Genomic DNA, 25,452 nt, shown 5'->3' on the forward strand with positions numbered 1-25,452 from the left:
TCTCGTCCCAGATCAGGAGCGGGTACCCAAATGGATTATTTCAGACGTTTCAACTTTCTGTTCGCAACGCCGGCTTTCGACAGCGATGACCTGGAGGGCGCCCGCTACAACCAGATCATCGAGGAGATCCAAGGCTCCGGCTTTGAGGTGGTGCGCGCACGAAACCTCGAAGATGCGGAGATCGCCGTACAGACGGACGCCGCCATCGGCTGCATGCTAGTCGACTGGGGCAAAAAGGGGCTCGAGGGCAAAACGGCCTCCCTCATCAACCTAATGCGCCGGCGCGGCCTGGAATTCCCCATCATCCTGCTGATCCGCCGTAAGCGCTTCGAGGATGTGCCGGTAGAGGTCCTCGATTTCATCGATGGCTATGTCTTCCTATCGGAAGAAACGCCCGCCTTCATCGCCAAGAGCCTCATCAGCCGGCTCAAGCAATATGCCGAGACGCTGAAGACGCCGTTCTTCGGTGCACTGGTCGATTATGCCGAGGAAGGCAATCACCTTTGGACCTGCCCCGGGCACAATGGCGGCATCTTCTACAGCCGCAGCCCGATCGGGCGGGTCTTCATGGAGCATCTCGGCGAAGCGGTGTTTCGCGACGATCTCGACAATTCCGTGCTCGACCTCGGCGACCTGCTGACTCACGAAGGACCGGCGCTCGCTGCACAAAAGGAAGCAGCCAAAATCTTCGGCGCCGAGAAGACCTATTTCGTCCTGAACGGCACCTCCACGTCCAACAAGGTCGCTCTGTCAGCACTCGTCACCGATGGCGATCTCGTGCTGTTCGATCGCAACAACCACAAGGCCGCCCATCACGGCGCCTTGATGATCTCGGGCGGTATTCCGGTTTACATGCCGACCATACGCAACGTCTATGGCTTGATCGGTCCCATCGATTTCGCGGTCATGGACGAGGACGCCCTGCGCGAGCGCATCCGCACGCACCCGCTGGTGAAAGACCCGGAGGCTTACAAGAAGCCGCGCCCGTTCCGCGTCGCTGTCGTGGAACAGTGCACCTATGACGGTACCATTCACAATGCCGAGATGATCCTCAAGCGCATCGGCCATTTGTGCGATTACATTCTCTTCGACGAGGCATGGGCGGGCTTCATGAAGTTTCATCCGCTCTATGCCGGCCGTTTTGCCATGGGCCTTTCCGACCTTGGCCCGGACGCGCCGGGCATCATCGCCACGCAATCCACCCACAAGCAGCTCGCAAGCTTCTCCCAGGCTTCTCAGATCCACATGAAGGATCGGCATATCACCGGTCAGAAGCGCCGCGTGGAGCACCGGCGCTTCAACGAAAGCTTCATGCAGCACGCCTCGACCTCGCCCTTCTATCCGCTGTTTGCCTCGCTCGACGTCGGCGCACAGATGATGAAGGGCCGCTCGGGCGAAGTGCTGTGGGACGATACGATTCGCCTCGGCATCGAGCTGCGTAAGAAGATCCGCGCAGTACGACGCGAGTTCGAGGAGAAGGAGCATCGCCCCGAGCGCCGCTGGTTCTTCGAGCCCTTCGTGCCGGACCGGGTGGCGATCCCGGATGTATCGAGCCATGGAGCGGTGCATGAAGTGCCGTGGGAAAGCGTCTCTACCGACCAGCTCGCCACCAATCCCGCCTTCTGGCATCTGACGCCCGACGCGGCATGGCACGGTTTTTCCGCAATGGAGCCGGGCTTTGCCATGACCGACCCGAACAAGCTCACCCTGCTGACCCCCGGCTTCGACCGGGTGAGCGGAAAATACACCGAGCACGGCATACCGGCACCGGTGGTCGCGCAATATCTGCGCGAAAACCGCATCGTCGCCGAAAAGAACGACCTCAATTCGCTGCTCTTCCTGCTCACCCCTGGCGTGGAGGCCAGCAAGGCCGGCACCTTGATCAGCGGCCTCGTCGCCTTCAAGAAACTCCATGACGACAATGCTTTGCTGGAGGAGGTAATTCCGGAATTCTATCGACGCCGTCCGGGCCGCTATGCCGGCGTGCGCCTGCGCGATCTCTGCGCGGAAATGCATAACTTCTTCCGCCAAGCCGATGTCAGCGCGCTTCAGACAAAGCAGTTTTCTGCTGATCACCTACCCCCAATGGCCATGTCGCCCCATGATGCGGCACGCTGCCTGGTTCGCAACGATGTGGACTATCTGCCGATCGACGCCATAGCCGGCCGCATCGCGACGACACCCTTCGTCGTCTATCCTCCGGGTATTGCGACCATCGTGCCGGGCGAGCGCCTGACGGAACAGGCAAAGCCCATGATCGACTATCTCAAGATGTTTGAAACCTGCTTCAACACCTTCCCCGGCTTCGAGGTGGAGATTCAGGGGGTCTATCGCGAGATTGATGCATCCGGCCGCATCCGGCTCTACACCTACGTCGTCGCGGAATAGGCTTAGGTTCCGTCATGAAGCAGGAGAAAATAATCGTCATTCGCCCATCCCGGGAGACCGACGTCGATGCCATGTTGGCGATCTATCGCCGCCATATTCGCCGCGGCATCGAGGTTGGGGTGGACGATAGCGATACACCGCAACCGGACGATCTGCGGGAACGGCGCAAGAATTTGAAAGACCGCCGCTTCCCGCACGTCGTTGCGCTCGAGGGCGAGAAGGTCGTCGGCTATGCCTACGTGGTGCTGTTCCGCAAACGCCCGGCCTATCGTTACACCGTCAAGCATTCGATCTATGTGCATCACGACCATGTCGGGCAGGGTGTCGGGAGCCTGCTCATGCGCGGGTTGATCGACGCCTGCGCTGCGGCCGGCTTCCGGCAGATGATCGGCTATATCGACGCCGATAACGCCGCCTCGCTCGCCCTGCATGAACGGTTCGGCTTTGCTCGCGTCGGCCTTTTGCCGGCGGTCGCCTATCGTTACGGCCGATGGGCCGATACCGTGATGGTTCAGCGCTCACTCGCCGCCGGCTCAACCACCCCACCACCACCGCCTCCGCTCTCCACTCGCTGAAAACAACGGGATTGAATCTCTGGTACCACGCACCCTTGCGAAAGCGGGGCCGAGGAACCACAGGGCAAGCTCCGCATAACCGGAATTGAACCACACAACTGAGGAAGACCCGGATTACGTGTTATACTTCTTCGGTACGCCCGCATTGGCGGTTCTTATGGGGGGAACAGACGATGGAGATGCCAATTTTCGTTCGCCTTCCGCTGGCCGTAGCCGGAATGATAGCGGGGCATTTCGTATCCCGCGACACGCTGCGCTTCGAGCTCCTGCAGACGGGTATTGCACTCGTTATGCTGGCTGCTTTCATAACGTTCCTGATAGCTGCTCCGTCGATCTGGCGCGCACTTCGAAGCAGGCGCCCGCCAGACAACTCGCCGCGATGAGCCGCATTGGCAACCAAGTGCGGCAGGCCCGCACTGCTGCGGATCTTAGTAGCAACTCTGCTAGCGCCCTCATCCGACACGGGACACTTCTACCGACCAAAAACGAAGAGAAATCATCAAAACCGTATTTTACGGTATTTTACACATTTTCTCGCCACGCGAAGGCGAGCACCCGGGTCAGCCGAGCGATTTGGTAAGCCGAACATCACGAGACTGTGCTGCGTGCAAATCTGCCGCTCGCCTCAATGCAGACGTGTCCCGATCAGCGATACCGTAACATACTTCCTGGCGTCTGAGGTTTCAGGCAGGTTGGCGGCGTCTGTACGCCGACCCCGGCGTGCCAAACTCAGAGGGGGCGAAGAATGTCGAGGAGAGGCAATCTTTTCGCGGCTGTCATGCTTGCTTGTGTTTCTTATGGCGGGCTGCTGCAGGCGGAAACCATCAGCTATGCGGATGCGGTTACGAAGCTTGCGGACGATTGCGGAGCCGATATCGGCAAATTCTGCAAGGGCCTGAACCTTGGCGGCGGGCGGATCGCGGACTGCCTCGCGCAGAACGAGGCAAAGATATCGCCAAGCTGCAAGACCTCCGTCGCCAGCGTCGTTCAATCGATCACGCAACGCGAGCAGGCGCAGAGCGCCTATAGCCAAGTCTGTAGAGGCGACATCGCCATGCGCTGCAAAGGCGTCAAGGGAGACGGATATATACTCGCCTGCCTCAACAAAGGGCAAAAGCGGGTGAGCGATAAGTGCAACCAGGCGATTACCGATGCAGGGTGGAGGTAAGACGATGTTACCGCGTTCCTTTAAGACATTCGCAGTTCTCGTTGCCATCGGCGTCCTGCCGGCAAGCTTCGCCTTCGCCCAGCAGGTGTCCCAACAACGGATCATTTCGGGCCTGGGCAAACTCAAGGCGAACGCCCCGGCCATCGACATCGAACTGTTGCGCCAGGAGGCCATCACCGGCGCGGGCAAGGAGATGTCGGCACTGCCCAACTGGAGCAAGATTGCCAAGCTTCCGCAGATGGTCGTCGAGATCAATTTCGAGAATGACTCTGTCGCCATCCAACCGAAATCCTACCGGACACTCGGTATGATCGCGGATGCGCTACACCATCCGAACCTTTGGGCCTACAAGTTCCTCGTGATTGGTCATGCGAGCTCGACCGGGGACGAAAAGCACAATCTCGATCTCAGTCAGCAACGCGCCGTCGCGATAAAGGAAGCATTGGCAACCACATTCGCCGTCGACCCTCAAAGACTTTACGCCGTCGGCGTCGGCGAGGCTTTCCCGATCGAAGGATCCAACACCGAGGCTTCCAACAACAGACGCGTGCAACTCGTCAATCTCGGGGTGTTCACTCGTAGTCAATGACATGAAAGTGGCGCCGACTTTCACAGAAGGCCTTCGGTGGGAGGTGGCTGCTCACCGCTGCGCTTTACTGCTTCGCCCTGTCGCCGTCGCAACCATGCCACCCGTGTCAGCGATCGCCCTGTCATTGCTCACCACGCGGCGGTGACAGGGCAACCGCTGCGCTTCCGCCATTGCAACACTTTTGATCAGGCTCTGAATTTACGTCCCAGATCTGCGCTTGGCGGAACACCGAAAGCAGCACGATATTCCTGAGAGAAACGACCGCAATGCGTAAAGCCCCAGCGGAGTGCAATTTCGTTGACGGTCGAGGATGGGACTGCAGTCAATAGATCATGACGCGCACCATCGAGACGCAACTGTCTCAAATAGGTTATCGGTGACTTGTTTAAGAAGCGGCGAAAATTAAACTGCAGCGTGCGAACGCTGACACCTGCCGCTTCTGCCATATCCGATATCGTGATGGGCATAGCGATATGCGCTTTGGCAAACTCCAGGGCTCGTCGAACCTGCCGTGGAGCAATTGTCTGTACTGGCGACCTGACATGAGAAGATGTGTGGCGCAAATTCTGCACCATCAGCAGACCAAACACCTCCTGAAAGCTTGCAAGAGCGATTGGGGAAGCGCCGATATTTCGATTGGCGCAAACCTCGTCTCTGAAGATGCGCATTAGTTTGAAAAGATGCTGTGCTGGTCCGGTGGTCAGATCCTGCATGGGTGCGAATTCGAAGTCGCTGGGCAGCGGACGGTCGAAAGTTCGGATAAATGCAGACAGCACCGACGCTCGGGTAATGCAAAATCCTTCTGCAATGCTGCCCGCTTGGATGCTGACCCCGGAATATCGATCAGCCATCGTCAGTAACCCGGTCGTGGGCGTGATCGCGTGACGTATCCCGCCCGTTGCCAGTTCGTAACAGGTTTCACGTTCGACAAAAAACATGAAGTCGTCGTTTTCGACTGTAACGGAAAAGGCGCGATCCGCCGAACTTGATACGGTCCAGCCGACCAAATCGGCCGTTCCATGGACACCGAATGAAAACAGGCCACGACGATCGGTACTGAGGGGTCGATAGAAATTATTCGGCTTTTTGTCAGTAATCCATTGAGCAACTTCACCAGTTGTGAGTGATGTCGGCTCTAGCGTGATCTGGATAATCTCTGTCAATGTGCCCCCTGCCACTGGCAAAAACTCCGGCTTTAAGCTTGAAAAAGTCCCGAGTAAGCATCGCGCAGCACGTTCTTTTGTACCTTGCCCATGGTGTTGCGCGGCAGCTCATCGACGATGATGATGCGTTTGGGCTGCTTGTATCGTGCAAGACGATCCCGCAGCCCTTCCAGCACCGCCGTCTCGTCGATCGCCGCGCCCGGCTCTCGCACGACGACTGCGGTCAGGCCTTCTCCGAGATCGGGATGCGGCACGCCGATGACGGCGCTCTCGACTATGCCGGGCAACTGATCGATCTCGCTCTCGATCTCCTTCGGATAGATGTTGTATCCACCGGAGATGACGAGATCCTTGCCCCGGCCGACGATGTGCACATAGCCGCGCTCGTCGATCTTGCCGAGATCGCCGGTGATGAAGAAGCCGTCGTCGCGAAACTCGGCTTTGGTTTTTTCGGGCATGCGCCAGTAGCCCTTGAAGACGTTCGGCCCCTTCACTTCGATTATGCCTGTCTCGCCATCCGCAAGCGGCGCCCCCGTTTCCGGCTGCGTGACGCGCAGGGAAACGCCTGGCAGAGGGAAGCCAACGGTGCCAGCTACGCGCTCCCCGTCATAGGGGTTCGAGGTGTTCATGTTGGTCTCGGTCATGCCGTAGCGCTCGAGGATCGCATGGCCCGTCCTTTCGGAAAACAACCTGTGCGTCTCGGCAAGCAACGGCGCTGAGCCCGAGATAAACAGCCGCATCCCCGAGGTCACCTCGGCGTTCAGGCCGGGATGCTGCACCAGCCGGACATAGAAGGTCGGGACACCCATCAGAACCGTCGCTCGGGGCATCAGCCGCAATACCTCGTCCGCGTCGAATTTGGGCAGCAGATACATCGAGGCACCGGCGAGCAGGGTGACATTCGATGCCACGAAGAGGCCATGGGTATGGAAGATCGGCAGCGCATGGATCAGCCTGTCGCCGCTTTCGAAACGCCAATGATCGCGCAGCGTCACCGCATTCGACAAGAGATTGTCGTGGGTCAGCATGGCACCCTTCGAGCGGCCAGTCGTGCCCGATGTGTAGAGGATCGCCGCGAGGTCGTCGGGACCGCGTGCAACGTCGATGAATTCGGCCGGACCGTCCGCCAGCGCCGCCATCAGCGATCCGCCTCCCGACTCGTCGAGCGTTTCGAGACGTGCGCCGTATCGGGCGACAACGGGTCCCAGCCCCTCGCGGGTTTTCGGAGACACGACGACCAGCCGGGGTTCGGCATCGCCGATGAAATAATCGAGCTCGGCAAACGTATAGGCGGTGTTGAGAGGAAGATAGACGGCACCGGCCCTGAGGCAGGCGAGATAAAGAAGCAAGGCCTCCGGGCTCTTTTCGACCTGCACGGCAACCCGGTCATCCGGCTTGACGCCCATCGCCACCAGGGTTGCAGCGAGGCGCCCCGACTGCTCGATCACATCGCAGTAGCGCCAGACCTTTCCATCTGATGTCTCGATGAAGGCCGCATCCGGCTTCGCATTCCTGGCGATGGCGTCAAAAAGATGGTTGCTCACGTGGAAGTCTCCTTTAGGCGGGATTGGCTGGAGGCGGGCAAACGGACGGGCTCGCTGCTTTCGCCTGCCGGAAAGATCGGACGACGTGCATGCTCCGCCGTCAGCAGGCGCTTGACGGCCGAACTCGCGGCAACCTCGCCCAGATTGACGAAATTCTCGTGGTTCGCTTCGATATCGTCCTGTTTGTAAAGGTAATTCACCATCAGTCCCAGCCCGCGCTTGAGGGCCTGGGGAGAGCGGTCCGCCAGAAAATTGATCCGTTCCAACCGGGCGCCGTTGCCGAGATGAAAGCGTGCAACGGGATCGATGACCCGCCCGCTCCGATCGCGGGCCTTGAGGAAATAGAATGCGGCGGCTCGGCCAAAGATTGGCTGCAGCGTCTTCAGAAGCTCTAAGGGATCCCCCTCACCGAGCGTATCGAGCGCGGCAAGGGCAGCGCGATCGCCAGCGTCGAGGACCGCGAGCCGGTCGGACCGCCGTTCGGCGTCCAGCCATGCGGCAAAGCCTGGAACGGGAGAGAGGGTGACGAAGGTATCGAGCTTCTGAAACTCATGGCGGAGATCCTCCACCACCTGTTTGATCAGGAAATTGCCGAAGGAGATGCCGCGCAAGCCTTCCTGGCAATTCGAGATCGAATAGAACACCGCCGTCGTCGCCTCGGCGGCCGGGATATGGAGGCGATCCTCGCGCAGGAGATCATCAATTGCGTTCGGAATGGCGCGTGTCAGCGCAACTTCGACGAAGATCAGCGGCTCATCCGGCAGGCGCGGATGGAAGAAGGCGAAGCAACGCCGGTCCGTGGGCGCAAGCCGCCGGCGCAGATCATCCCACCCCCGGATCTCATGAACGGCTTCGTAGCGGATGATCTTCTCGAGAATATCGGCCGGCGTCGACCAGTTGATGGCGCGAAGCTCCAGAAAGCCGCGATTGAACCACGAGCCAAGCAAATGCGCGAAATCTGCGTCCAGCGCCTCCAGCTCAGGATATTGCACCTTCTGGGCCAGGAGCTGCCGGCGCATGTCGACCAGCGTCGCGGTGCCATCCGGCGAGAGATTGAGCCGCCGTATCAGCTCCTGCCTTCGCGGTTCGGAAGCCGCGTTCAGTTCGACGGCGGATTGGGCGCTGGGGTTCGACCGGTAGGCCTCGATGGCGCGATCAAGCCGATTGGCATCGGGGCCGAAGCGCGACAAAAGCAGCAGGGAGAAGGCAAGCCTGGATGGCTCATCGAGCGCGCGCCAGCGATCGAGTATGTCTCTCGCCAGCGCCATACCGGAGGCTTCGCCCCGGCCTGAAAGCAGGATATCGCAGAGATCGCCGAGAGCTGCCATCGGATCGGCTTGCTCGTCATAGCTGCCGAGGGACAACAAGCGCCGGCCGCGATCGGCAATTGCCGCAAACAAATCACCGAGCAGAGATGTCGAATTCATCTGTTTCTCCTGTTTGACCATGCTTTGCGATCAATCGGCTCCGCGATGGGCCGGCTTCAGTTCCAATCTTCGAACAAGGCGTGGATGTCGCGATCCGGGTGGCTGTCGCATTCTATTCCATCGCCGATGAACGCGAGACGATTACGCTCGTTGAAGGCCTCCCAGGCAACGTCATGCTTCGTAATGAAGTCGCAGACGATCCGATGGAAATCCCCGTCCGCTTCTGTCGGAATGCCCCAGGCGGCTGCCAAGTCGGAGAGATGCGGGGCATAACCGGCGAAGGGGCCTTGACGATCAGGGCGCTCATATCGGTAGACCCAGGTTGGTGCGCCGTCCGCGGCGCGACGCCGGGCCAGGCGCAACGAAGGCAATTCATACTCTTCAGCCGTCAGCAGAACCAATCGTCTTCGACGCCAATCGAGACTTGGCATGAGCCGCGCGAGATCCGCATCTATCTTTGCCATCCGCTCCCTGGAAAGATGGGCGAGCATGCTACCCGCCCATGGCTGGTTGGGCTCCTGATCCGCAACCATCGGATAGCACTCGTCCCGGCAGGTTCCCAACAGCATTGGGACGGATATCGCCTGCCCGCCCTCGACCGCCGCGATAGGAGCCGAGGGAAGAAGCGAATTGCCATAAACCGGCCTGAGCGGAAAACGTCTCCGAGCTTGCGCCAGCACCGCCTCCTGCATCGTCAGAATTCTCTCCCAGGGAGCATCGATCCATGGACTGTCCGTCTGCGCCGTTTCCTCGACGAAACTGGCCGCCTCTTCACGGGTAAACACGGTATCTGCGCCCCCCGACATCGAGATCGCCGCATGAAACAGCCCCTTCGCGGCTGGCGTAGCGGTCAGCACGCAGACGTTTTTCGCACCGGCAGATTCTCCGCCGAGCGTCACGCGCTGAGGATCCCCGCCGAAGAATGCGATATTGGACTGCACCCAGCGCAGAGCGGCCAACTGATCCCGCAGCATGGGATTGACGGTATCGGCATAATCTCCGCCGAACAGGGATTCCGTGTCCAGCAGGCCCAGCAGCCCCAATCGGTGACCGACAGTGACGCAGACGATGCCGTTGCGTGCGAAGCTCGTGCCGTCGTAGATCGGCCGGGAGGTTCCGCCGATGAGCTGCGACCCGCCGTGCAGCCAGACGAGAACCGGGAACGGGCCGGGTCCGCTTGGCGCGAAAACGTTGAGGTATAGGCAATCCTCGTCCATGGGTCGCGCCGGCATGGCGGCCGGATCACCTGGAAAGAAACCCTTATCCCGGGATTGCGGCGCCACTGGCGCGAATGCGGCGGCATCACGTATACCGTCCCAGTGCTCCGGTGCCTCCGGCGGACGCCAGCGACGGGCTCCAATCGGAGGCGACGCATAGGGTATTGCCAAAAATCGATTGACGCGCCCATCGGTGCGCCCCCGCAGCTTGCCTTGGGGCAACGCGATATCTGCTGCGTCGCTCGCAGTGGAAGTATGAAGATCAGACTGTGGCATGCTGGCTTGCCGGGCTCGCTGGAAAATCGAAATGACAGGCGACCCGGTGATCCCTTCCAACCGACCGGAGTTCGGGGACCTCGCTGCGGCAACGCTCCGTCGCAAAGGGGCAGCGGGTGTGGAAACGGCATCCCGAGGGTGGCTTGACCGGGCTTGGAATGTCGCCGCGCAACAAGATGCGCTGTCGTTTGTCCGCAGCGGCAACGACTGGAACGGCCGACAGGAGGGCCTGGGTGTAGGGATGCTGTGGGGAACCGAAGATCGCCTTGCGCTCTCCCTCTTCCACCACCTTGCCCAGGTACATCACGGCAACCCGATGCGTCAGATGCTCCACGATGGCGAGATCGTGACTGATGAAAAGCAGCGACAGTCCGGTCTTGCGCTGGATATCCTGGAGCAGGTTGACGATCTGCGCCTTCACCGACACGTCGAGCGCGGAGACCGCTTCATCGCAGACGATCAGTTGAGGGTTTGCGGCGAGAGCCCGGGCGATGGCGATACGCTGACGTTGCCCGCCCGAGAACTGGTGCGGATAGCGCTGCGCGGCGTCCTTGGGCAAGCCGACCATATCCAGCAACGTGGCAATCCGTTCGTCGATCTCCGCCTTGGTTGTCGCGACCGCGAAATTCATGATCGGTTCGGCAAGCGTCGCCCCGACGGTATGGCGCGGGTTCAGGCTTGAAAACGGGTCCTGAAAGATGATCTGCACCTTCGAGCGGAATGTTTTCAGGGCTTGGCCGGAAATCGCATCGACCCTTTCTCCATTCAGCAGGATCTCACCGCTCGTCGGCTCATGCAGCCGCACTACGGTCTTGCCGAGCGTGGATTTGCCGCATCCGCTCTCACCGACGACAGAGAGTGTTTCCCCGGCCCTCAGCATCAGGCTGACATCGTCCATAGCATGGATGGTCGAGGTAGGCCGGCCCCAAAAATTGGGCGCGATCGGATAATGCTTGCGCAGCGAGCGCAATTCCAGAAGCGGCGGTCCGCCGATCATGCCTGGTTTCCTCCTTGTACCTTGTGACATGCCACCTTATGGGCCGGCCGTTTGGTCTCGAACACCGGCACCTCCGTTCGACATTGTTCCGCCGCCAGCGGACAGCGCTCGGCAAAGGCGCAGCCGGCGAGACGCTTGCGCAGGCTCGGAACCTGGCCGGGTATCTCCTGCAGGCGCTGCGGGGCGTCGTCACGAAGCGAGGAACCCAATTGCGGTATGGTGGCGAGAAGCCCTTGCGTATAGGGATGCAGCGGGTTCTGGAACAACTCGGAAGTAGCCGCCTCTTCGACTGTTCGTCCCGCATACATCACGATGATCCGATCGGCCATTTCCGCCACCACGCCGAGATCGTGGGTGATCAGAATGATGGCCGTTCCGGTCTTCTTCTGCAGCCCACGCATCAGATCGAGAACCTGAGCCTGGATCGTCACGTCCAGCGCCGTTGTCGGTTCGTCGGCGATCAGAAGGCCAGGCTGGCATGCAAGCGCCATGGCGATCATCACGCGCTGGCGCATGCCGCCGGAAAGCTGGTGCGGATATTCGTCGATCCGGCGTTCAGGCGCCGGAATATCCACTAGTTTCAACATTTCGACGGCGCGTTCCCGCGCCACCCGTTTTGACAGGCCCTGGTGCAGGATGAGCGTTTCCATGATCTGCCGGCCGATCGTCAGCACCGGATTGAGCGAGGTCATCGGCTCCTGAAAGATCATGCCGATATCGTTGCCGCGTATGCGGCGCATCTCCTTTTCATCGAGCGACAGCAGGTCGCGGCCCATGAAATCGATATGGCCGGCATTTCTAGCGTTTCGGGCGGGAAGTAGCCGCATGATGGAGAGCGACGTCACCGATTTGCCCGATCCGGATTCCCCGACGATCGCCAGGGTCTCGCCGGAATTAAGCGAAAAGGAGACGTCTTCGACGGCTCGAACAGCGCCGCCGTCATCGCCGCGAAAATGCGTTCTGAGATTTCGAACTTCGAGAATTGGCGTTTGACTATCCATGGTCACGTCCTATTGGCCGCACGCGGATCGAGAGCATCGCGAAGGCCGTCACCGAGCAGGTTCACCGCGAGCACCGTGATCGACAGAAATGCCGCCGGAAACAAAATGATGTAGGGCTTGAGCTGCCAGAGCATCCGGCCTTCGTTCATGATGCCGCCCCAGCTCGGAACCGAAGGCGGCGTGCCGGCGCCGATGAAGGACAGGGCCGCCTCCGTGATCATGGCGGCAGAGCAAATATAGGTGGCCTGAACCATGACCGGTCCGAGCGTGTTGGGAAGAATGTGCCAGAGGACGATCCGCGGCATCGAACAGCCCGACGCAATTGCGCCATCGACAAAAGGCTGTTCGCGTATGGAAAGCACCAGGCCGCGCACCAGCCGACTCATACGCGGAAATTCCGCAATCGTGATCGCGATGACGACGTTGACGACCGAACCGCCGAGCGCCGCCATCAGTGCGATGGCGAGCAGGATGGGCGGGATCGACATCAGTCCGTCCATGATCCGCATCAGAACGGAATCGAGCTGCCGATAAGCGCCGGCAACAAGACCGGTCGCAAGCCCAAGGAATGATGCGCAGATGGCAACGCAGAATCCGACCAGCAACGAGACTCTCGCTCCGTAGAGAACGCGGGAATAGAGATCGCGGCCCAGCGTGTCGGTACCGAACCAGTAGATCAGCGACGGCTCGCGGTTGCGCTTGATCGGTGAGACAAATCCGGGATCAATGGTTCCGAGCAGCGGCGCCAGGACAGCGATGGCGACAAGAAGCAGAAGGAGCCCGCCGCCGATGACGATCGTCGGATGCTTGTGCAGCAGCGTGCGCCAGCGCCCATATTGCTTCGGCGTTGGAAATAGATCCGGCAGATGCTCAGTGTGTTGGATATTCGTGCTCATCAGTAGCGCACCCTCGGATCAAGCAGCGTGTAGAGAAGATCGATCCCGAGATTGATCAGCACGTAGCCCATGCTGAACAGCAGCACGACGCCTTGGATGACCGGATAGTCGCGCCGCAGGATCGCATCGACCACTAAGCGACCGACCCCAGGGATGGCGAAGACTGTCTCGGTCACCACGGCCCCGCCGATCAGCATGGCAATGCCGAGACCGATTACGGTTACGACGGGCACAGACGCGTTCTTCAGGGCGTGCAGGAAGAGGACCGGGGCGGCACCAAGACCCTTGGCGCGCGCCGTGCGGATATAGTCCTGCGAGAGCACATCGATCATCGACGTCCGCGTGATGCGCGCAATCAGGGCGATATAGACGCAGGACAGCGCCATCGCCGGCAGGATAAGATTTCGAAGGAAAGACAGGACGCCGTCGGCAAGGGGCGAATAGCCCTGCACTGGCAGCAGATCGAGGCGGATCGCAAAGACATAGCTCAGCAGATAGCCGATGACAAACACTGGCACGGAAAAGCCGAACACAGCAATGGCCATGACCAGGCGATCGACCCAAGTCCCCTGCCATGCCGCCGCAAGTACGCCGAGCGGAACCGCGATCGTGACCGAGATGATGAGCGTGAGCCCCATCAGCGACAAGGTCGGTTCCAACCGCTGAGCAATGAGCGTCGAGACGGGCAGTTGCGAGAAGATCGAGACCCCCAGGTTTCCCCTGAGAACATGCCCGATCCATTCCAAAAACCGCCACAGCATCGGTTCGTCCAGCCCGAGACTGTCGCGGATACGCGCGATCTCTGCTGGCGATGCCTGGTCGCCGGCAATCAACGCGGCAGGATCGCCCGGCGCCAGGTAAAGCAGGCTGAAGACGAAGAAGGCGACGAACAGCATGACCGGTATGGTCGACAGCACGCGCTTGATGGCAAAACTGAACATTGACTTTCCTCACAGCCATGACGGGGAACCGGTTTTGCATCGGTCCTGTTCACCGCACATTCGCAATCGGCCGCAGCCAGACGCGATAATCGTCCCCGCGATCGGCGGGCGCCCGTTTGGGCACCCGCCGCTTCGGACTACTTGCGTGCGATATTCCAATAGACCGGAGCCGGCGGCGTCAGGATACCGGTCAGGTTGCTGCGATAGGCGCGGATCTGGTATTGCGTGCCGATCGGAACGTAGGGCACGGTCTCGACAGCGCGGAGCTGGATCTTCTCGGCCAGCGCCTTGCGTTGCGCCAGGTCGGTCAGGCCCGCAAACTGGGTGCGCATGGTTTCGATCTGCTCATCGCAGGGCCAGCCGAACCAGGCCTTCTCGCAGTTCGAGCGCAGACCCAGGTGCCCCACAGGCTCCAGGAAGTCGAGACCGCCCGGGCCGGAAATGAAGATCGACCAACCGCCCTTGTCGACCGGTTCCTTGCTCTGCCGGCGGCTGGTTACGGTCGCCCAATCCATGGCGTCGACGCGCGTTTTGATGCCGATGTCCTTCAGGAGCTGATCGGTGACGGTGACGAAGGCATGGATGTTGGCGTTTTCGGTCGCGTCCAGAAGCACGGCGGGCGTGCCGTCGTAACCGCTTTGCGCCACCAGCGCGCGGGCCTTTTCGATGTCCGGCGTCGGGAAGCCGGCTTTGGTGGCATAGGGTGAGGAGCAAGTGTAGAAGGATTGGCACGATTTGCCGAGCGAGGGATCCGTGATGACCGCTGCAAGGAAATCGTCGCCGTTGACCGCCGTCAGCAAGGCCTTGCGCAGGAGAGGATTGTTGAACGGCGGCTGGATCGTGTTCAGGCGGATTTGCTGGGCGACGCCGATATCGTCCTGGTTTGCCACGGCTACACCTTCGGCTTCCTTGGCAAGCGGGATGAGATCGGCGGACAGATCCTCGTCGATATCGATCTCGCCCTTGCGCAGGGCATCGAGTGCGGTCTGCTGATCAGGGATAATCGTCCATTCGATACGGTCGACCTTGGCGACTTTGCCGCCGGCGAGACCGCTCGCCTCTTCGCTGCGCGGCTTGTAGAAGGGGTTCTTCGCGAATGCCAGCTTTGCACCCGGAACCCATTCATCGCCGAGGAAAACGAACGGTCCGGAGCCAGTATGGTCCTTCACAGCTTCGTTCGGAGGCGTAGCATCGGCAATGCGCGCAGGCATGATGAAGGGCACGGGCGCCCCGGCCTTGCCGAGGGCATCGAGCACGAGACCCCAGTTTTCCGATAGGGTGAGCGTGAAGGTGCGATCGTCCTGAGCGGCCCAACTGGCGCCCTTGGCGTTGAGCTGCTGGCCGAGGCTGTCGTTCACGCTCCAGCGCTTGAGGGAGGCAATGACATCTTTGGAGGTCACCGGCGTTCCGTCGCTGAACTTGAGACCGTCCCGAAGCGTGAATTTATAGGTCTTTCCGTCGTCGGATTTCGACCAGGTATCGACCATCTGCGGCTTGATGGCGAGCGATGCATCCATGGCGAACAGCGTGTCGTAGACCATGTAGCCATAGTTTCGCGCCATGGAGTCCGAACCGAGATGCGGATCGAGCGCTTTGACGTCGCCGGACGGCTTGATGCGCAGGACATCGGCGGCGAGCGCCGTTCCGCAGGCAAGGGTCATCGCCAGAGCCAGAAGCGCTCCGGTCAGTTTCAGGCATTTCATGGTGGTTCCTCCCACAGGTAAGACTAAACTTTCAGGCTTGCGCCTTGGGCGCGTGCATCAGGACATTTTCTTCCTGAGTAGGTTGGGCTCCGCGCTTCAGGTAACCGAATGTGGCGAGCGACAGCGCCGCCGCAGGCTCTCGTCCGAGTTCGGATTGGACGAAATTGAGCTCGATGGAACCGGCGCCGCCAAGAAGGCAGCAATCAATGCCAGCCAAGATCGACGCCCGTCCGGCGTCGCCGAGATTTGCGGGCCATCCTCCCAGGAAGACACGTTGTGTTCCGACCATGTTGAGAGCGTTGCCGATGGCCATGCCGAGCCTGAAAAGCCGGGAATGGACATCCGTGCTGGTCTTCTCACTGATGGGAACCCTCTGTGGCCAGGCGTCACCCAGCGCCAGCAGCTCCACCTCGTCGATCTTCAGCCGCGGCGCGATCGCGCTCGTCGACAAGTAGGCCTCGAGACATCCGAAGTGACCGCAGCGACATTGCGGCCCCTTGGGGTCCATGACCATGTGCCCGATCTCGCATGTGGTGACATCGCCATTGCCCCAGAACTCGCTGACAATGGCGGCCGCCACGCCATGGCCGACGAACACATAGAGGTAGTCGTCGCTCGAACCGTTGGTTCCGAGCGTCAGCCGTTGGTTTATCGCTCGCGCGACAATCGAATTGGCAATCTCGACAGGCACGTTGAGAAAACTTGCGTTGAGCCGCGCAAGCGTCTCGGAAGGATCGAGCATTACGATGGGATTTATGGCCCGGCGCGCGTCGTAACCGGGAACGGAAACACCGACGAAGTCCAGTTGCAGCCGGGAACGTTCGGCAGAGTCGGCCAAGGCGCCGACTGCCGCCGCGATAGCCTGAGACACCGCCCCCGCCGAGGCGCCGTCCTTCAGATCGAAGCGTTCCGAGAAGACAAGATCTCCGTCAAGGGTGGCTATACCAGCATGGACCCGGTTGCTCGACACCTCGAGCGCGCCGAGATAGCGATCCTTGCTTAATGTAAGGATAGCGCTTGGCCCGCCCGGATATTCTGCGGGCTGCCGCTTTTCGGTGAGCACGCCCTCCGCGCGCAGTTCGGACACAATGCGGGATACGCTAGCTTCTGTCAGCCCGGTTTTGTCGGCAATATCGGTGCGGAAGCTACCTTTTTTCCTCCAGATATAATTCAAGACCGCAGCGCGCGTCTCCTGCCGACTCCTCGCAAGCCTCACAATTCCATCCTCCCCGGCAATGCAATTCTTACTTTATGTAAGAATTGATAGCTGAGGGTAGATCGCATGTCAATAAACCAGCCTCATCACGCGCTCGGATGAGTTTCGGTTTGAATTAGGCGGGGAACCGTTGCTTGACCTTTGGCCGCTGATCGTGTCGGCAAGTGAGGCGGCAAATCAATGAATGTGCAGAAGGTCAGACTTGGCAATTCGCCCACGGGGCTGCGAGACTTTCGTGCCGTTCTGGTCGTTTTTCAGCTCAACCGAGCCACTGTATTGCCTCGAACTCTCTAAGGTCGTTCGGCCTGATCAACGATGAATTGGTAGACGGCCCGATTCTGGAGCTGTTCTTGATGTTCGAGCCACCAATTTGCGTCTGTCAGGCTTGAAATGGCATTCGCGAGCCGACCCGTCATTTTCGCAAAATCGGCATTCAGGTCATCCAACTGCTCTTGCGTCGGGAACCCATCTGGCACTCGCTGTCTGGCGAGCGAGTGGAAGGCGGATGCAGCGTTATTGATGGCGACCGCCATTAACTCCGCAGCAAGCTCGATATCACTTTCGTCGCCATCACCAGTAAGAACGGGAAGATCGAAGACCTCGTACCGCAGGGAGTGGAACTCCAGCTTTTTTTTCTGGACCTCCTCGCCACACCATCATCTCTGCTTGGATATCGGGCTTGCTCATCATCTCGTTCTTCCAACTACGAGGATATGGCCAGACCGAGGTGCAGATCAACCGCCTCAGCCCCATCAATGGAAGCGGTTGGCATTCCATTCGGATGCGATCTGTTCATAGGCGGCATCGAGCCGCTCGCCGCGATTCGCGCGCCAGAAACTGGCCAGATCGCTGCTCCAGGCCGACTGGTGATCGCTGGGTTTGTTGGTCCATGTCAGCGACTTGCCGTGCGATTTGAGAACGATCTCTTCTACCTGATGCGACGTGACGGCGCGGCCGAGAGTCTTTCCTAGCGCGATGATATGATCCGGCTCCCACAGGCGTTCGTAGATGAACAGGTTATCTTTTCGCCAGGAAATGAACGAGGCATAGGTCGAGAAGAATTCGCGGGAGGCATTGGGGCCAAACCAGCGCACCCAACTCAGGAAATTGTCGCGCGGATTGCGGATGATCGTCACCGTCGTCATACCGCGGAGCAGCACACGTTTGTTCCAGCACACATGGCCATGGACAACGATACGGGATGGAGCGCCATGCAGGAGCCTGGAGACGTCGTTATATCCGTGAATCTTGGGAGCATTCTTGACGTAATCGTCGAAGTTTCTCTTCGCCTGTGGCGACAGGAAGATCGATTCTTCGTTGTAATTTATCCGACGTGCATAACAGGGCTGGTCCTTACGCAGGGCGCGCACGAACGCATATTTTTCAAACCCGATGGCCTCGACCGCCTGCAAAAGCGCATGCGTGCCCGATTTCGGCGTGCCGTTACAGATAATCGGTGATGCAGTGGTCATCATACCTCCATCGTTCTAGAGCGTGTTTCACTCCGGCCGGATTATGCTCCAGGCAGTGGGGATATTGATCCATCATCAAGCTTTAGCGTGCCTTGCGTACAAGGTGGCGAAGCTATGAAGGACATGGGGCACGACATAGGTTTGCTGCACGGGCCACGGGCGCGCCTCGAAACCGAAATTCGATCGCACGCCTTTAAATCGATTTTAAAAAATCAACATGCAAAGCTAATCGATTTTAATTTGTGCATTCAAAATTTTTTGTTGCAGCGCGAAGAAAATCACTCCTAACTGCCTCACGCCATTCTATCCGTCGTAGGAAACGCGCAATGACGATTTCATTTCCGCTTACTGACAAACGCACTGTCGATGAGCTGCTGAAGCACCTTAACGCGCATAAACTGTTCTCTCCTGGAAATTGCGTCATCACGATCAATCCCCTCGCCGCACACGTTTCGTCGTGCCTTTCGTATGCGCTTAGCACCGCTCGCACTGCCTGGTAGGCGCACTGCTATTCAGTTGAAACCATTTCCGTAACGAGTTGAGCATCTCAAGTCAGCGTTCGAACGTCCTCGAAGGCTTAGCACATCCGTGCAGGCCTTTTGGAGCGTCCGTAAGCCTGAGAGTGCCCGCTAAGAATCGTGTGAATTCCGATACCAATCCCGCAGGAGAAAGACATTGATGACGACATTCGAAGCCTATCTCGATGGTCATAGGGGAACATTGTTGAACGAGGACATGGTCGTCGTCCTGCGCAACATTGCCGATGCTACCAGACAGATTTCGGACAAGCTCAGAAGCTCGTCATTATCGGGTCTAACGGGCGCAACCGACGCAATCAACGTCCAGGGCGAGACGCAGAAGCCGCTCGATATCCTTTCCAACGAGATCATGCTGGATGCCTGCCGTAAATCGCCGGCAGTTGCTTTCGCGGTATCGGAAGAACTCGACGCCGAAGTGCTCATTCATCCCAATGGCGGATACGCAATGATCTTCGACCCGCTCGATGGATCGTCCAACCTCGATGTCAACGTAACGGTCGGAACGATCTTTTCCATCATCGAGGCAAGCTCTCCGGCTGAGATTTTGAAAAACGGCCGCAGTCAGCTCGCTGCAGGATATGCCGCGTACGGACCGCAAACCAATCTGGTCCTTGCGATTGGAGATGGCGTACAGATCTTCACGCTCGACGAACGCGGCGTGTATGTGATGACAACCGCGGATGCCAAGATCGCCCCGGAAACCAAGGAGTTTGCGATCAACGCTGCACGTCGTCCGTCTTGGGATGACGTCATTACCGAATATGTCGACGGGTCGATCGAAACCCCCGGCTATAATATGCGCTGGATCGGTTCGATGGTCGCCGATACCCATCGCATCTTCAACCGCGGCGGAATCTTCCTCTATCCCGCCGATCGAAACAAGCCAGCCTCCGGCGGCCGTCTGCGTCTACTTTATGAGGCAAATCCAATCGGCTTTCTGGTCGAAGCGGCAGGCGGCTCTGCCATTGCCGGAAAGACCGCCATCCTCGACATTGAACCAACCTCGCTGCATCAGCGGGTTCCGGTGATTTTTGGGTCACGCCACGAGGTCGCAAAGATCAGTCGAGCGTACTGCGTCGAACGGGCAATCGAGACAGTGTAGCAACGGCGCGCAAGCCGGTTGGCGACACTCCAGCCGGCCATATCTTGATCCATCGCAATTGTTCTTCATTGAGGAATAGACGCAGTCAGCGAGTGACACACGGATGCTGCGCGTGCTAAACATGGATGATTTTCTTCGCGAATTGTCACAGGCACCACCCGCATTTCCCAGGGCATTTTGAATGGCTTCCGATCAACCGCGGCGCGAACATGTTCTGATCGTCGACGACGACACAAGAATCCGCCAGATGTTGACGCGTTATTTCGAAGATGAGGGATACCAGGTCACCGCCGTCTCGGACGGCGGTGAAATGCGTCTCCAGATGAAGCAGGCGAGCTTCGATATCATACTGCTGGACCTGATACTGCCGGGAGGCGAAGATGGTCTGTTGCTTGCCAGAGAAATCCGCACGCAGTCCGATGTGCCGATCATCATGCTGACGGGCCGCGACGATGTTGTCGATCGGATCGTCGGTCTGGAAATGGGTGCGGATGACTATATCGCCAAGCCGTTTCATTTGCGCGAAGTGCATGCTCGCATGAAGTCCATCCTTCGCAGACGCCAGCCAGCGGCTACGCCGGCAGAGGCGAGGCAGGAGGAGATCATTCGCTTCGATGGTTGGCAGCTCAATTTCGACCGTCGCCAGCTTCTTGCCGCCGACGGTGGCGAAGTCGAGTTGACGACAGGCGAGTTCGACATGCTGGCCGTTCTTGTGCGCCATGCCGGCCGCGTTCTTCGCCGGGAGCTTCTCATGGATCTCACTCGCGGCAGAAATCTCGAAGCCTTCGACCGCACGATCGATGCACAGATTGTCAGATTACGGAAAAAGATCGAGGACGACCCCAAACATCCAAAATTGATCAAATCGATCCGGGGCGTTGGTTACATCTTCACCGCGCGGCTGTGATCGACGGCACGTCAATACGGCCGGAATGTGCATGAAACACTCGCCGGCGCTCCCCGCATAAAGTGACGCTTGCCGTCGATGGCCAGACTTAATCCAGAAGCTCTCGCAGGCGCGTTGCCAGCTCGCGTGCAGTATAGGGCTTCTTCAGCCAGCTTCCCGATTGCGCGAGCTCGCGGCCAGCGATCGTCGGCTCGGCATAACCGGATGTGAAAAGGATCCTTATGCCTGGTTTCAATGTCCGCACATGGTTAGCCAGCTCATCGCCGGTCATGCCGCCTGGCATGACGATATCGGTGAAAAGCAGCGCGACATCGGGATTTTCCTCGAGCCTGGTCAATGCCTCGTTCCCGTTGGATGCTTCAACCACCTGGTAGCCAGCATCGTTGAGCCTAGAGACGGCAACGCGCCTCACCCGCGGATCATCCTCCACCACCAAAATCTTCTCGAAGCCACCGGGAATGTCAGACTGGAGCCGCTCCTCCACACCCTTCTCGCTGGCGTTATCGGCCGTCTTGTGTGCCGCGGGAAGAAAGACACGCACACTCGTGCCTTGTCCGATCTCGCTATAAAGCTGGACATGGCCACCGGACTGCTTGGCGAAACCATAGACCATGCTCAGGCCCAGACCGGTGCCGGAGCCGACGCTCTTCGTGGTAAAGAAGGGCTCAAAGGCCCGTTGCTTGACCTCGGATGTCATGCCAAGGCCCGTATCGGTCACGGAAATCAGGACATACTCACCGGTGCGTACCTGCGGATACATCTGTGCGTAATCGGCATCCAGCTTGATGCGCGAGATTTCGATCGAGAGCTTGCCGCCACGCGACATGGCGTCCCTGGCGTTCAGGACCAGATTGAGCAATGCATTCTGCAACTGCGATCCGTCGACCAGCGCTTCGTTCGCCGCACCGCTGACGATGGTGCGGAATTCGATAGCCTCGCCAAGCGTCCTGCGCAGCAGATCGGAAAAGCTCGACACTAGTTGGCCGACATCGACGAGCTTCGGATTGAGCGGCTGGCGCCGGCCAAAGGCGAGCAATTGGCCCGTCAGCTTGGCGCCGTCATCCGCCGCGTCCTGCGCTTCACGCAGCAGCGGCCGCAGCTTCTCGTCCTTAAGCTTGCCCTCGATCATTTCGAGATTGCCACTGATGACGGTCAGCAGATTGTTGAAGTCATGCGCCAGTCCGCCGGTCAACTGGCCGATCGCCTCCATCTTCTGCGACTGGCGCAGCTCATCCTCGATCTTATGGCGGCTCGTCAGGTCGCGGATGAAGCCGGTGAAAATGCGCTTGCCCTTTGCGGTGGCCTCGCCGACGGAGAGCTCCATCGGGAAAAGGGAGCCGTCCTTGCGCTGCCCCGTCACGACGCGGCCATAACCAATGATGCGCCGCTCTCCAGTCGTCATGTAGCGGGAAAGGTAACTATCATGTGCGTCACGATCGGGCTGCGGCATCAAGATTTTGACGTTCCTGCCGCAAACTTCATCAGCCGTGTAGCCGAACAATCTTTCAGAGGCGGCACTAAACGAGGAGATCGTGCCGACGTCATCGATGACGATCATCGATTCAGGCACGGTGTCGAGGATCGAGCGCAGATGCGCTTCCCTTTCTGCAAGATCGTCCTGAATTTGTTTCATCTCGGTAACATCGTTGTTGGTCTGGATGATGACCGGCCTGGTATCGAAAGCAGGGGTGATGAGCGTCCAGCGCGTGGCGACGAAAATGATTCGTCCATCCCGGTGACGATGCACCACCTCGCCCTGCCATGCCCCCTGCGTTCGGACTTCCTCGCGGATCTCATCCAAAGGCTTTGGAAACTGTGTTGCCAAAAGCGTGTGAACGACCTGACCAAGTGCCTCGTCCCTTGACCACCCATAGAGCGTTTCGCAACCGCCGGTCCAGCGGCTGACAACGCCGTCAAAACCGTGAATGATGAGGTTGGCTCCGTCGAGCAGACGAGCAATCTCGTCGAGCTCCAGTTCAGTTGTCACTCGGGTCTTCGATTTGTCGTTCATTGCGCTTTCATCATTCGAAATTCAGTGGCGTTGGCCTCCGGCGTAAGCGATCAGACCGCGTTCGTCGCCATCACACCCGTCGTCATCCCCGGAGAGTTGAACGAGCATCCCATATTTCATGATACGCACGCAATGCCGACCCGCGGAGACCAGTATTCCCTTGTTCGCCAGCTTGGTCATCGTCCGTGAAACGGTCTCGATCGTCAGGCCGAGATAGTCTGCGATGTCGAGCCTCGTCATTGGTAATTCGACGATCGCATTGGATCGATTGTGATCCGGGTTGCGGTGGAGCTGCTTCAGCACGAATGTGCACACCCGCTCCTCGGCATTCTTGCACGACAGCAGGACCATCTGATCCTGGGCAGCCGCCATCTCGTCGCAAAGGCGGGCAAAGACTTCGGGCCTCAGATCCTGCGAATTGCTGACCTCCGCTTCGAAGGCCTTGCGTGAGAAGCGGCGCACCTTCGTATCGCCAATGGCTTCGGCGCTGTAGAGATAGTGGTTCCGCAACGACACGCCGACGATGTCGCCCGCATGCAGGAAACCGGTGATGACGCGACGACCGTCAGAGATGATCTTGAAGATGCGCAGGCTACCCTCGACGACTTCGAACAAGTGCTTGGCGACATCACCCTCGAAGAACAGCGACTGACCGGCGGCGAGATGTTCGGTTGGCTGCTTCCTAAACAGAGCCTGCAGACAGTTCGGTTCGGCGTCCGGCAGAGCCGGGTTGGTGAATTCCTTAGCGTAATGAATATTGTCTGCCCGCAACATGATCGTCCCTCCGTGTTGTCGGGGAGAACAATTGATCACCGCAGGTGACGCCAGAATGCCATGGGTGTGAAATACGGTGCACTTAAGTAACAGTCTGTAACAAGCAACAGCAGAAGCATTTGCTGGACTGTTTCTCGGCCATACGTGGCCCAAGGCTGCCTTCCTCACCGCCAGGCCGGATTGATGGACTCTGATTCAAGCCGATAGACGAGCCCGTGATCCCAGCGGTTGCGGAAGCCCTCGTCGGCAAGCCGCTCCCAGACCTCATCGTTGAGCGTCCAAAACCGCATGTGACTGCAGCCGGCGCCAATCGCCCGCCCTTTCATCAGGGAGAAAAGCTCCCCCGCGATCCTTTCCTCGTCCAGTGGACTGATGACGACAAAGATTGGAATATCGAACAGTCGGCCGGCAATCGGATGCTCGAATACGCGGGCAAGGCAAACGGCGCGGACACAATCGTTCGGACCAGTCGCCACTGTGAAGCGCTGACGCTCAAAGACGGTTCCGACCGCCGCGCGCCAGCGGTCCCATGCAAGACCCGGCATAACCGCCTGCACGACGAGATAAGCGCGTTCGATTTGGTTTGCCTGAAGAGGACCAATCTCATAGCGCGTGTTCATCTCCAAGACTTCCTTCACAGTGGACGCCTGTTTTGACTTCACGGTGGAACCGCTGGTTTCACAGCTCATTCGCGATTGCCGGCGGTTCCTGCCGTCAATGCGCAACAAAAGGCCAGCTTTGCGTTCCTCCTCGCATCGAGCGCCTGACGCCGTTGGAGATGCGCCAGCGATGCGCTGTATGATGTTGAAGGTCATGTCCCCCACCTCATTTCGTTGTCGAATTGAGCAAGCTTAAGCCGACGCGGGAGACGTGCTTTGATCGGTGTCAAGATTTGAGCGGATCGAGCCGAAACCGCTTCTGTGGTGGATCAATGCGCAGAAAATCATCCGCTCAAACGACAATTCGATGAAGGGATAAAGATCCTGGACCATAAGGCAGCTTCTCGGCCCGCCGACTTCGGCCGTGATCAACCTTGATCTACGTTTTCCTTGCCACCGCTTGGACGTGCATCGTCGTCATCAAACAGAATGCGCCACGATGCCCCCTCCAGATCATCATACTGCCCGGTCTTCAGCGACCACAGAAAGCCTCCCAGGCCGAGCGTCCCCATGAACAATGCCAGCGGGATCAGGTAGATCAGCATATTCATGATATGGAAGCTCCCGCAGGGGTGGTGAATTTGCCGGTACGCTCTGTCTGCCAATTCCAGCCATTCAGGCGCAATGCATTCGTCACGACGATCAGCGAAGACGTGGACATGGCGACAGCGGCGATAAGCGGCGTCGCATAGCCCGCGATGGCGATCGGAACAGCCAGCACATTGTAACCGATGGCAAGGGCGAAGTTCTGGCGGATCAGAGCAGCCGTACGCCGCGCGACGCAGATCGCCTCCGGAACCGCGTCGAGGCGGTCCTTCAGGAAAACGAGGTCTGCCGCTTGTCGGCCAATGTCGGAGGCGGTTGCGGGAGCCATCGACACATGCGCC

The 25,452-nt window shown here is 59.1% G+C and carries 22 protein-coding genes and 1 pseudogene; 6 read left to right on the forward strand and 17 right to left on the reverse strand.

What is annotated here, in order from left to right:
• Positions 1-30 precede the first annotated feature (30 nt).
• The 4 genes from ACXHXG_RS31015 to ACXHXG_RS31030 all read left to right on the forward strand — a co-directional run bounded on the left by ACXHXG_RS31015 (position 31) and on the right by ACXHXG_RS31030 (position 4,720).
• Complete coding sequence (locus tag ACXHXG_RS31015) at positions 31-2,388, forward strand: Orn/Lys/Arg family decarboxylase (RefSeq protein WP_457901776.1); 2,358 nt, start codon at positions 31-33, stop codon at positions 2,386-2,388.
• Positions 2,389-2,402: 14 nt separating this feature from the next.
• Complete coding sequence (locus ACXHXG_RS31020; RefSeq protein ID WP_104827514.1) at positions 2,403-2,963, forward strand: GNAT family N-acetyltransferase; 561 nt, start codon at positions 2,403-2,405, stop codon at positions 2,961-2,963.
• Between the two features lie 745 nt (positions 2,964-3,708).
• On the forward strand, positions 3,709-4,131 hold the full coding sequence (locus ACXHXG_RS31025) for a hypothetical protein (RefSeq protein WP_104827516.1): 423 nt from the start codon (positions 3,709-3,711) through the stop codon (positions 4,129-4,131).
• A 4-nt stretch (positions 4,132-4,135) separates the two neighbouring features.
• Positions 4,136-4,720, forward strand: coding sequence for an OmpA family protein (locus ACXHXG_RS31030; RefSeq protein ID WP_260304401.1), 585 nt, complete (start codon positions 4,136-4,138; stop codon positions 4,718-4,720).
• 185 nt (positions 4,721-4,905) lie between these two features.
• Here the strand turns inward: ACXHXG_RS31030 and ACXHXG_RS31035 are convergent, their stop codons facing one another.
• The 12 genes from ACXHXG_RS31035 to ACXHXG_RS31090 form a co-directional block, all read right to left on the reverse strand.
• Entirely contained in the window at positions 4,906-5,883 is a 978-nt protein-coding gene (locus ACXHXG_RS31035) for a helix-turn-helix domain-containing protein (protein WP_457901777.1), read from the reverse strand.
• A gap of 32 nt (positions 5,884-5,915) precedes the next feature.
• Positions 5,916-7,427, reverse strand: coding sequence for a malonate--CoA ligase (locus ACXHXG_RS31040; protein WP_457901778.1), 1,512 nt, complete (start codon positions 7,425-7,427; stop codon positions 5,916-5,918).
• The gene (locus ACXHXG_RS31045; protein ID WP_457901779.1) at positions 7,424-8,854 is read right to left on the reverse strand and encodes a malonyl-CoA decarboxylase; all 1,431 of its coding nucleotides are present in this window, start codon (positions 8,852-8,854) and stop codon (positions 7,424-7,426) included. The genes ACXHXG_RS31040 and ACXHXG_RS31045 overlap by 4 nt, the downstream gene beginning before the upstream one ends.
• Positions 8,855-8,910: 56 nt before the next feature.
• Positions 8,911-10,347 carry a carboxylesterase/lipase family protein gene (locus ACXHXG_RS31050; protein ID WP_457901780.1) on the reverse strand — a complete coding sequence of 479 codons (1,437 nt, stop codon included), beginning with the start codon at positions 10,345-10,347 and terminating at the stop codon, positions 8,911-8,913.
• A complete protein-coding gene (locus tag ACXHXG_RS31055) occupies positions 10,334-11,344 on the reverse strand; it encodes an ABC transporter ATP-binding protein (RefSeq protein WP_283052466.1) in 1,011 nt (336 codons plus the stop codon). Before ACXHXG_RS31055 ends, ACXHXG_RS31050 begins: the two co-directional genes overlap by 14 nt.
• Positions 11,341-12,345 (reverse strand): ABC transporter ATP-binding protein, encoded by a 1,005-nt coding sequence (locus ACXHXG_RS31060; RefSeq protein ID WP_457901781.1) that lies wholly within the window; start codon positions 12,343-12,345, stop codon positions 11,341-11,343. The genes ACXHXG_RS31055 and ACXHXG_RS31060 overlap by 4 nt, the downstream gene beginning before the upstream one ends.
• 2 nt (positions 12,346-12,347) lie before the next feature.
• Positions 12,348-13,241 (reverse strand): ABC transporter permease, encoded by an 894-nt coding sequence (locus ACXHXG_RS31065; protein WP_104827523.1) that lies wholly within the window; start codon positions 13,239-13,241, stop codon positions 12,348-12,350.
• On the reverse strand, positions 13,241-14,182 hold the full coding sequence (locus ACXHXG_RS31070; RefSeq protein ID WP_104827524.1) for an ABC transporter permease: 942 nt from the start codon (positions 14,180-14,182) through the stop codon (positions 13,241-13,243). The genes ACXHXG_RS31065 and ACXHXG_RS31070 overlap by 1 nt, the downstream gene beginning before the upstream one ends.
• 137 nt (positions 14,183-14,319) lie before the next feature.
• Positions 14,320-15,885, reverse strand: coding sequence for an ABC transporter substrate-binding protein (locus tag ACXHXG_RS31075; RefSeq protein WP_457901782.1), 1,566 nt, complete (start codon positions 15,883-15,885; stop codon positions 14,320-14,322).
• Positions 15,886-15,916: 31 nt separating this feature from the next.
• Positions 15,917-17,101: an ROK family transcriptional regulator gene (locus tag ACXHXG_RS31080; protein WP_487247647.1), complete on the reverse strand. Its 1,185-nt coding sequence runs from the start codon at positions 17,099-17,101 to the stop codon at positions 15,917-15,919.
• A 290-nt stretch (positions 17,102-17,391) separates the two neighbouring features.
• Positions 17,392-17,634, reverse strand: coding sequence for a hypothetical protein (locus ACXHXG_RS31085; RefSeq protein ID WP_285169499.1), 243 nt, complete (start codon positions 17,632-17,634; stop codon positions 17,392-17,394).
• 219 nt (positions 17,635-17,853) lie between these two features.
• Positions 17,854-18,513 (reverse strand): hypothetical protein, encoded by a 660-nt coding sequence (locus ACXHXG_RS31090; RefSeq protein WP_283052472.1) that lies wholly within the window; start codon positions 18,511-18,513, stop codon positions 17,854-17,856.
• Positions 18,514-19,251: 738 nt separating this feature from the next.
• Between ACXHXG_RS31090 and ACXHXG_RS31095 the strand changes: the two genes are divergently transcribed.
• Together ACXHXG_RS31095 and ACXHXG_RS31100 are read left to right on the forward strand one after the other, a co-directional pair.
• The gene (locus ACXHXG_RS31095; RefSeq protein ID WP_457901784.1) at positions 19,252-20,214 is read left to right on the forward strand and encodes a class 1 fructose-bisphosphatase; all 963 of its coding nucleotides are present in this window, start codon (positions 19,252-19,254) and stop codon (positions 20,212-20,214) included.
• A gap of 181 nt (positions 20,215-20,395) precedes the next feature.
• On the forward strand, positions 20,396-21,121 hold the full coding sequence (locus ACXHXG_RS31100; RefSeq protein WP_457901785.1) for a response regulator: 726 nt from the start codon (positions 20,396-20,398) through the stop codon (positions 21,119-21,121).
• Between the two features lie 88 nt (positions 21,122-21,209).
• Here ACXHXG_RS31100 and ACXHXG_RS31105 read toward each other — a convergent pair whose 3' ends face one another.
• The 5 genes and pseudogenes from ACXHXG_RS31105 to ACXHXG_RS31125 form a co-directional block, all read right to left on the reverse strand.
• Entirely contained in the window at positions 21,210-23,132 is a 1,923-nt protein-coding gene (locus ACXHXG_RS31105; protein WP_457901786.1) for a hybrid sensor histidine kinase/response regulator, read from the reverse strand.
• Between the two features lie 21 nt (positions 23,133-23,153).
• On the reverse strand, positions 23,154-23,906 hold the full coding sequence (locus ACXHXG_RS31110; protein WP_457901787.1) for a Crp/Fnr family transcriptional regulator: 753 nt from the start codon (positions 23,904-23,906) through the stop codon (positions 23,154-23,156).
• A 164-nt stretch (positions 23,907-24,070) separates the two neighbouring features.
• Complete coding sequence (locus ACXHXG_RS31115; protein ID WP_457901788.1) at positions 24,071-24,526, reverse strand: hypothetical protein; 456 nt, start codon at positions 24,524-24,526, stop codon at positions 24,071-24,073.
• Positions 24,527-24,933: 407 nt separating this feature from the next.
• Positions 24,934-25,116 (reverse strand): cbb3-type cytochrome oxidase assembly protein CcoS, encoded by a 183-nt coding sequence (ccoS, locus tag ACXHXG_RS31120; protein WP_283052479.1) that lies wholly within the window; start codon positions 25,114-25,116, stop codon positions 24,934-24,936.
• Positions 25,113-25,452 (reverse strand): annotated as a pseudogene (locus ACXHXG_RS31125) (nitrogen fixation protein FixI); the annotation flags it as partial. The gene ccoS and the pseudogene ACXHXG_RS31125, both read right to left, overlap by 4 nt.

It is taken from the genome of Rhizobium sp. LEGMi-198b (assembly GCF_054114205.1).

Excerpts from the sequence above, each read along its gene's own strand:
- ACXHXG_RS31015 (WP_457901776.1), top strand. The coding sequence starts at position 31 with ATGGATTATTTCAGACGTTTCAACTTTCTGTTCGCAACGCCGGCTTTC.
- ACXHXG_RS31020 (WP_104827514.1), top strand. The coding sequence starts at position 2,403 with ATGAAGCAGGAGAAAATAATCGTCATTCGCCCATCCCGGGAGACCGAC.
- ACXHXG_RS31025 (WP_104827516.1), top strand. The coding sequence starts at position 3,709 with ATGTCGAGGAGAGGCAATCTTTTCGCGGCTGTCATGCTTGCTTGTGTT.
- ACXHXG_RS31030 (WP_260304401.1), top strand. The coding sequence starts at position 4,136 with ATGTTACCGCGTTCCTTTAAGACATTCGCAGTTCTCGTTGCCATCGGC.
- ACXHXG_RS31045 (WP_457901779.1), bottom strand. The coding sequence starts at position 8,854 with ATGAATTCGACATCTCTGCTCGGTGATTTGTTTGCGGCAATTGCCGAT.
- ACXHXG_RS31050 (WP_457901780.1), bottom strand. The coding sequence starts at position 10,347 with ATGCCACAGTCTGATCTTCATACTTCCACTGCGAGCGACGCAGCAGAT.
- ACXHXG_RS31055 (WP_283052466.1), bottom strand. The coding sequence starts at position 11,344 with ATGATCGGCGGACCGCCGCTTCTGGAATTGCGCTCGCTGCGCAAGCAT.
- ACXHXG_RS31060 (WP_457901781.1), bottom strand. The coding sequence starts at position 12,345 with ATGGATAGTCAAACGCCAATTCTCGAAGTTCGAAATCTCAGAACGCAT.
- ACXHXG_RS31065 (WP_104827523.1), bottom strand. The coding sequence starts at position 13,241 with ATGAGCACGAATATCCAACACACTGAGCATCTGCCGGATCTATTTCCA.
- ACXHXG_RS31070 (WP_104827524.1), bottom strand. The coding sequence starts at position 14,182 with ATGTTCAGTTTTGCCATCAAGCGCGTGCTGTCGACCATACCGGTCATG.
- ACXHXG_RS31075 (WP_457901782.1), bottom strand. The coding sequence starts at position 15,885 with ATGAAATGCCTGAAACTGACCGGAGCGCTTCTGGCTCTGGCGATGACC.
- ACXHXG_RS31085 (WP_285169499.1), bottom strand. The coding sequence starts at position 17,634 with ATGGCGGTCGCCATCAATAACGCTGCATCCGCCTTCCACTCGCTCGCC.
- ACXHXG_RS31095 (WP_457901784.1), top strand. The coding sequence starts at position 19,252 with ATGACGACATTCGAAGCCTATCTCGATGGTCATAGGGGAACATTGTTG.
- ACXHXG_RS31100 (WP_457901785.1), top strand. The coding sequence starts at position 20,396 with ATGGCTTCCGATCAACCGCGGCGCGAACATGTTCTGATCGTCGACGAC.
- ACXHXG_RS31105 (WP_457901786.1), bottom strand. The coding sequence starts at position 23,132 with ATGAACGACAAATCGAAGACCCGAGTGACAACTGAACTGGAGCTCGAC.
- ACXHXG_RS31110 (WP_457901787.1), bottom strand. The coding sequence starts at position 23,906 with ATGTTGCGGGCAGACAATATTCATTACGCTAAGGAATTCACCAACCCG.
- ACXHXG_RS31115 (WP_457901788.1), bottom strand. The coding sequence starts at position 24,526 with ATGAACACGCGCTATGAGATTGGTCCTCTTCAGGCAAACCAAATCGAA.
- ccoS (WP_283052479.1), bottom strand. The coding sequence starts at position 25,116 with ATGAATATGCTGATCTACCTGATCCCGCTGGCATTGTTCATGGGGACG.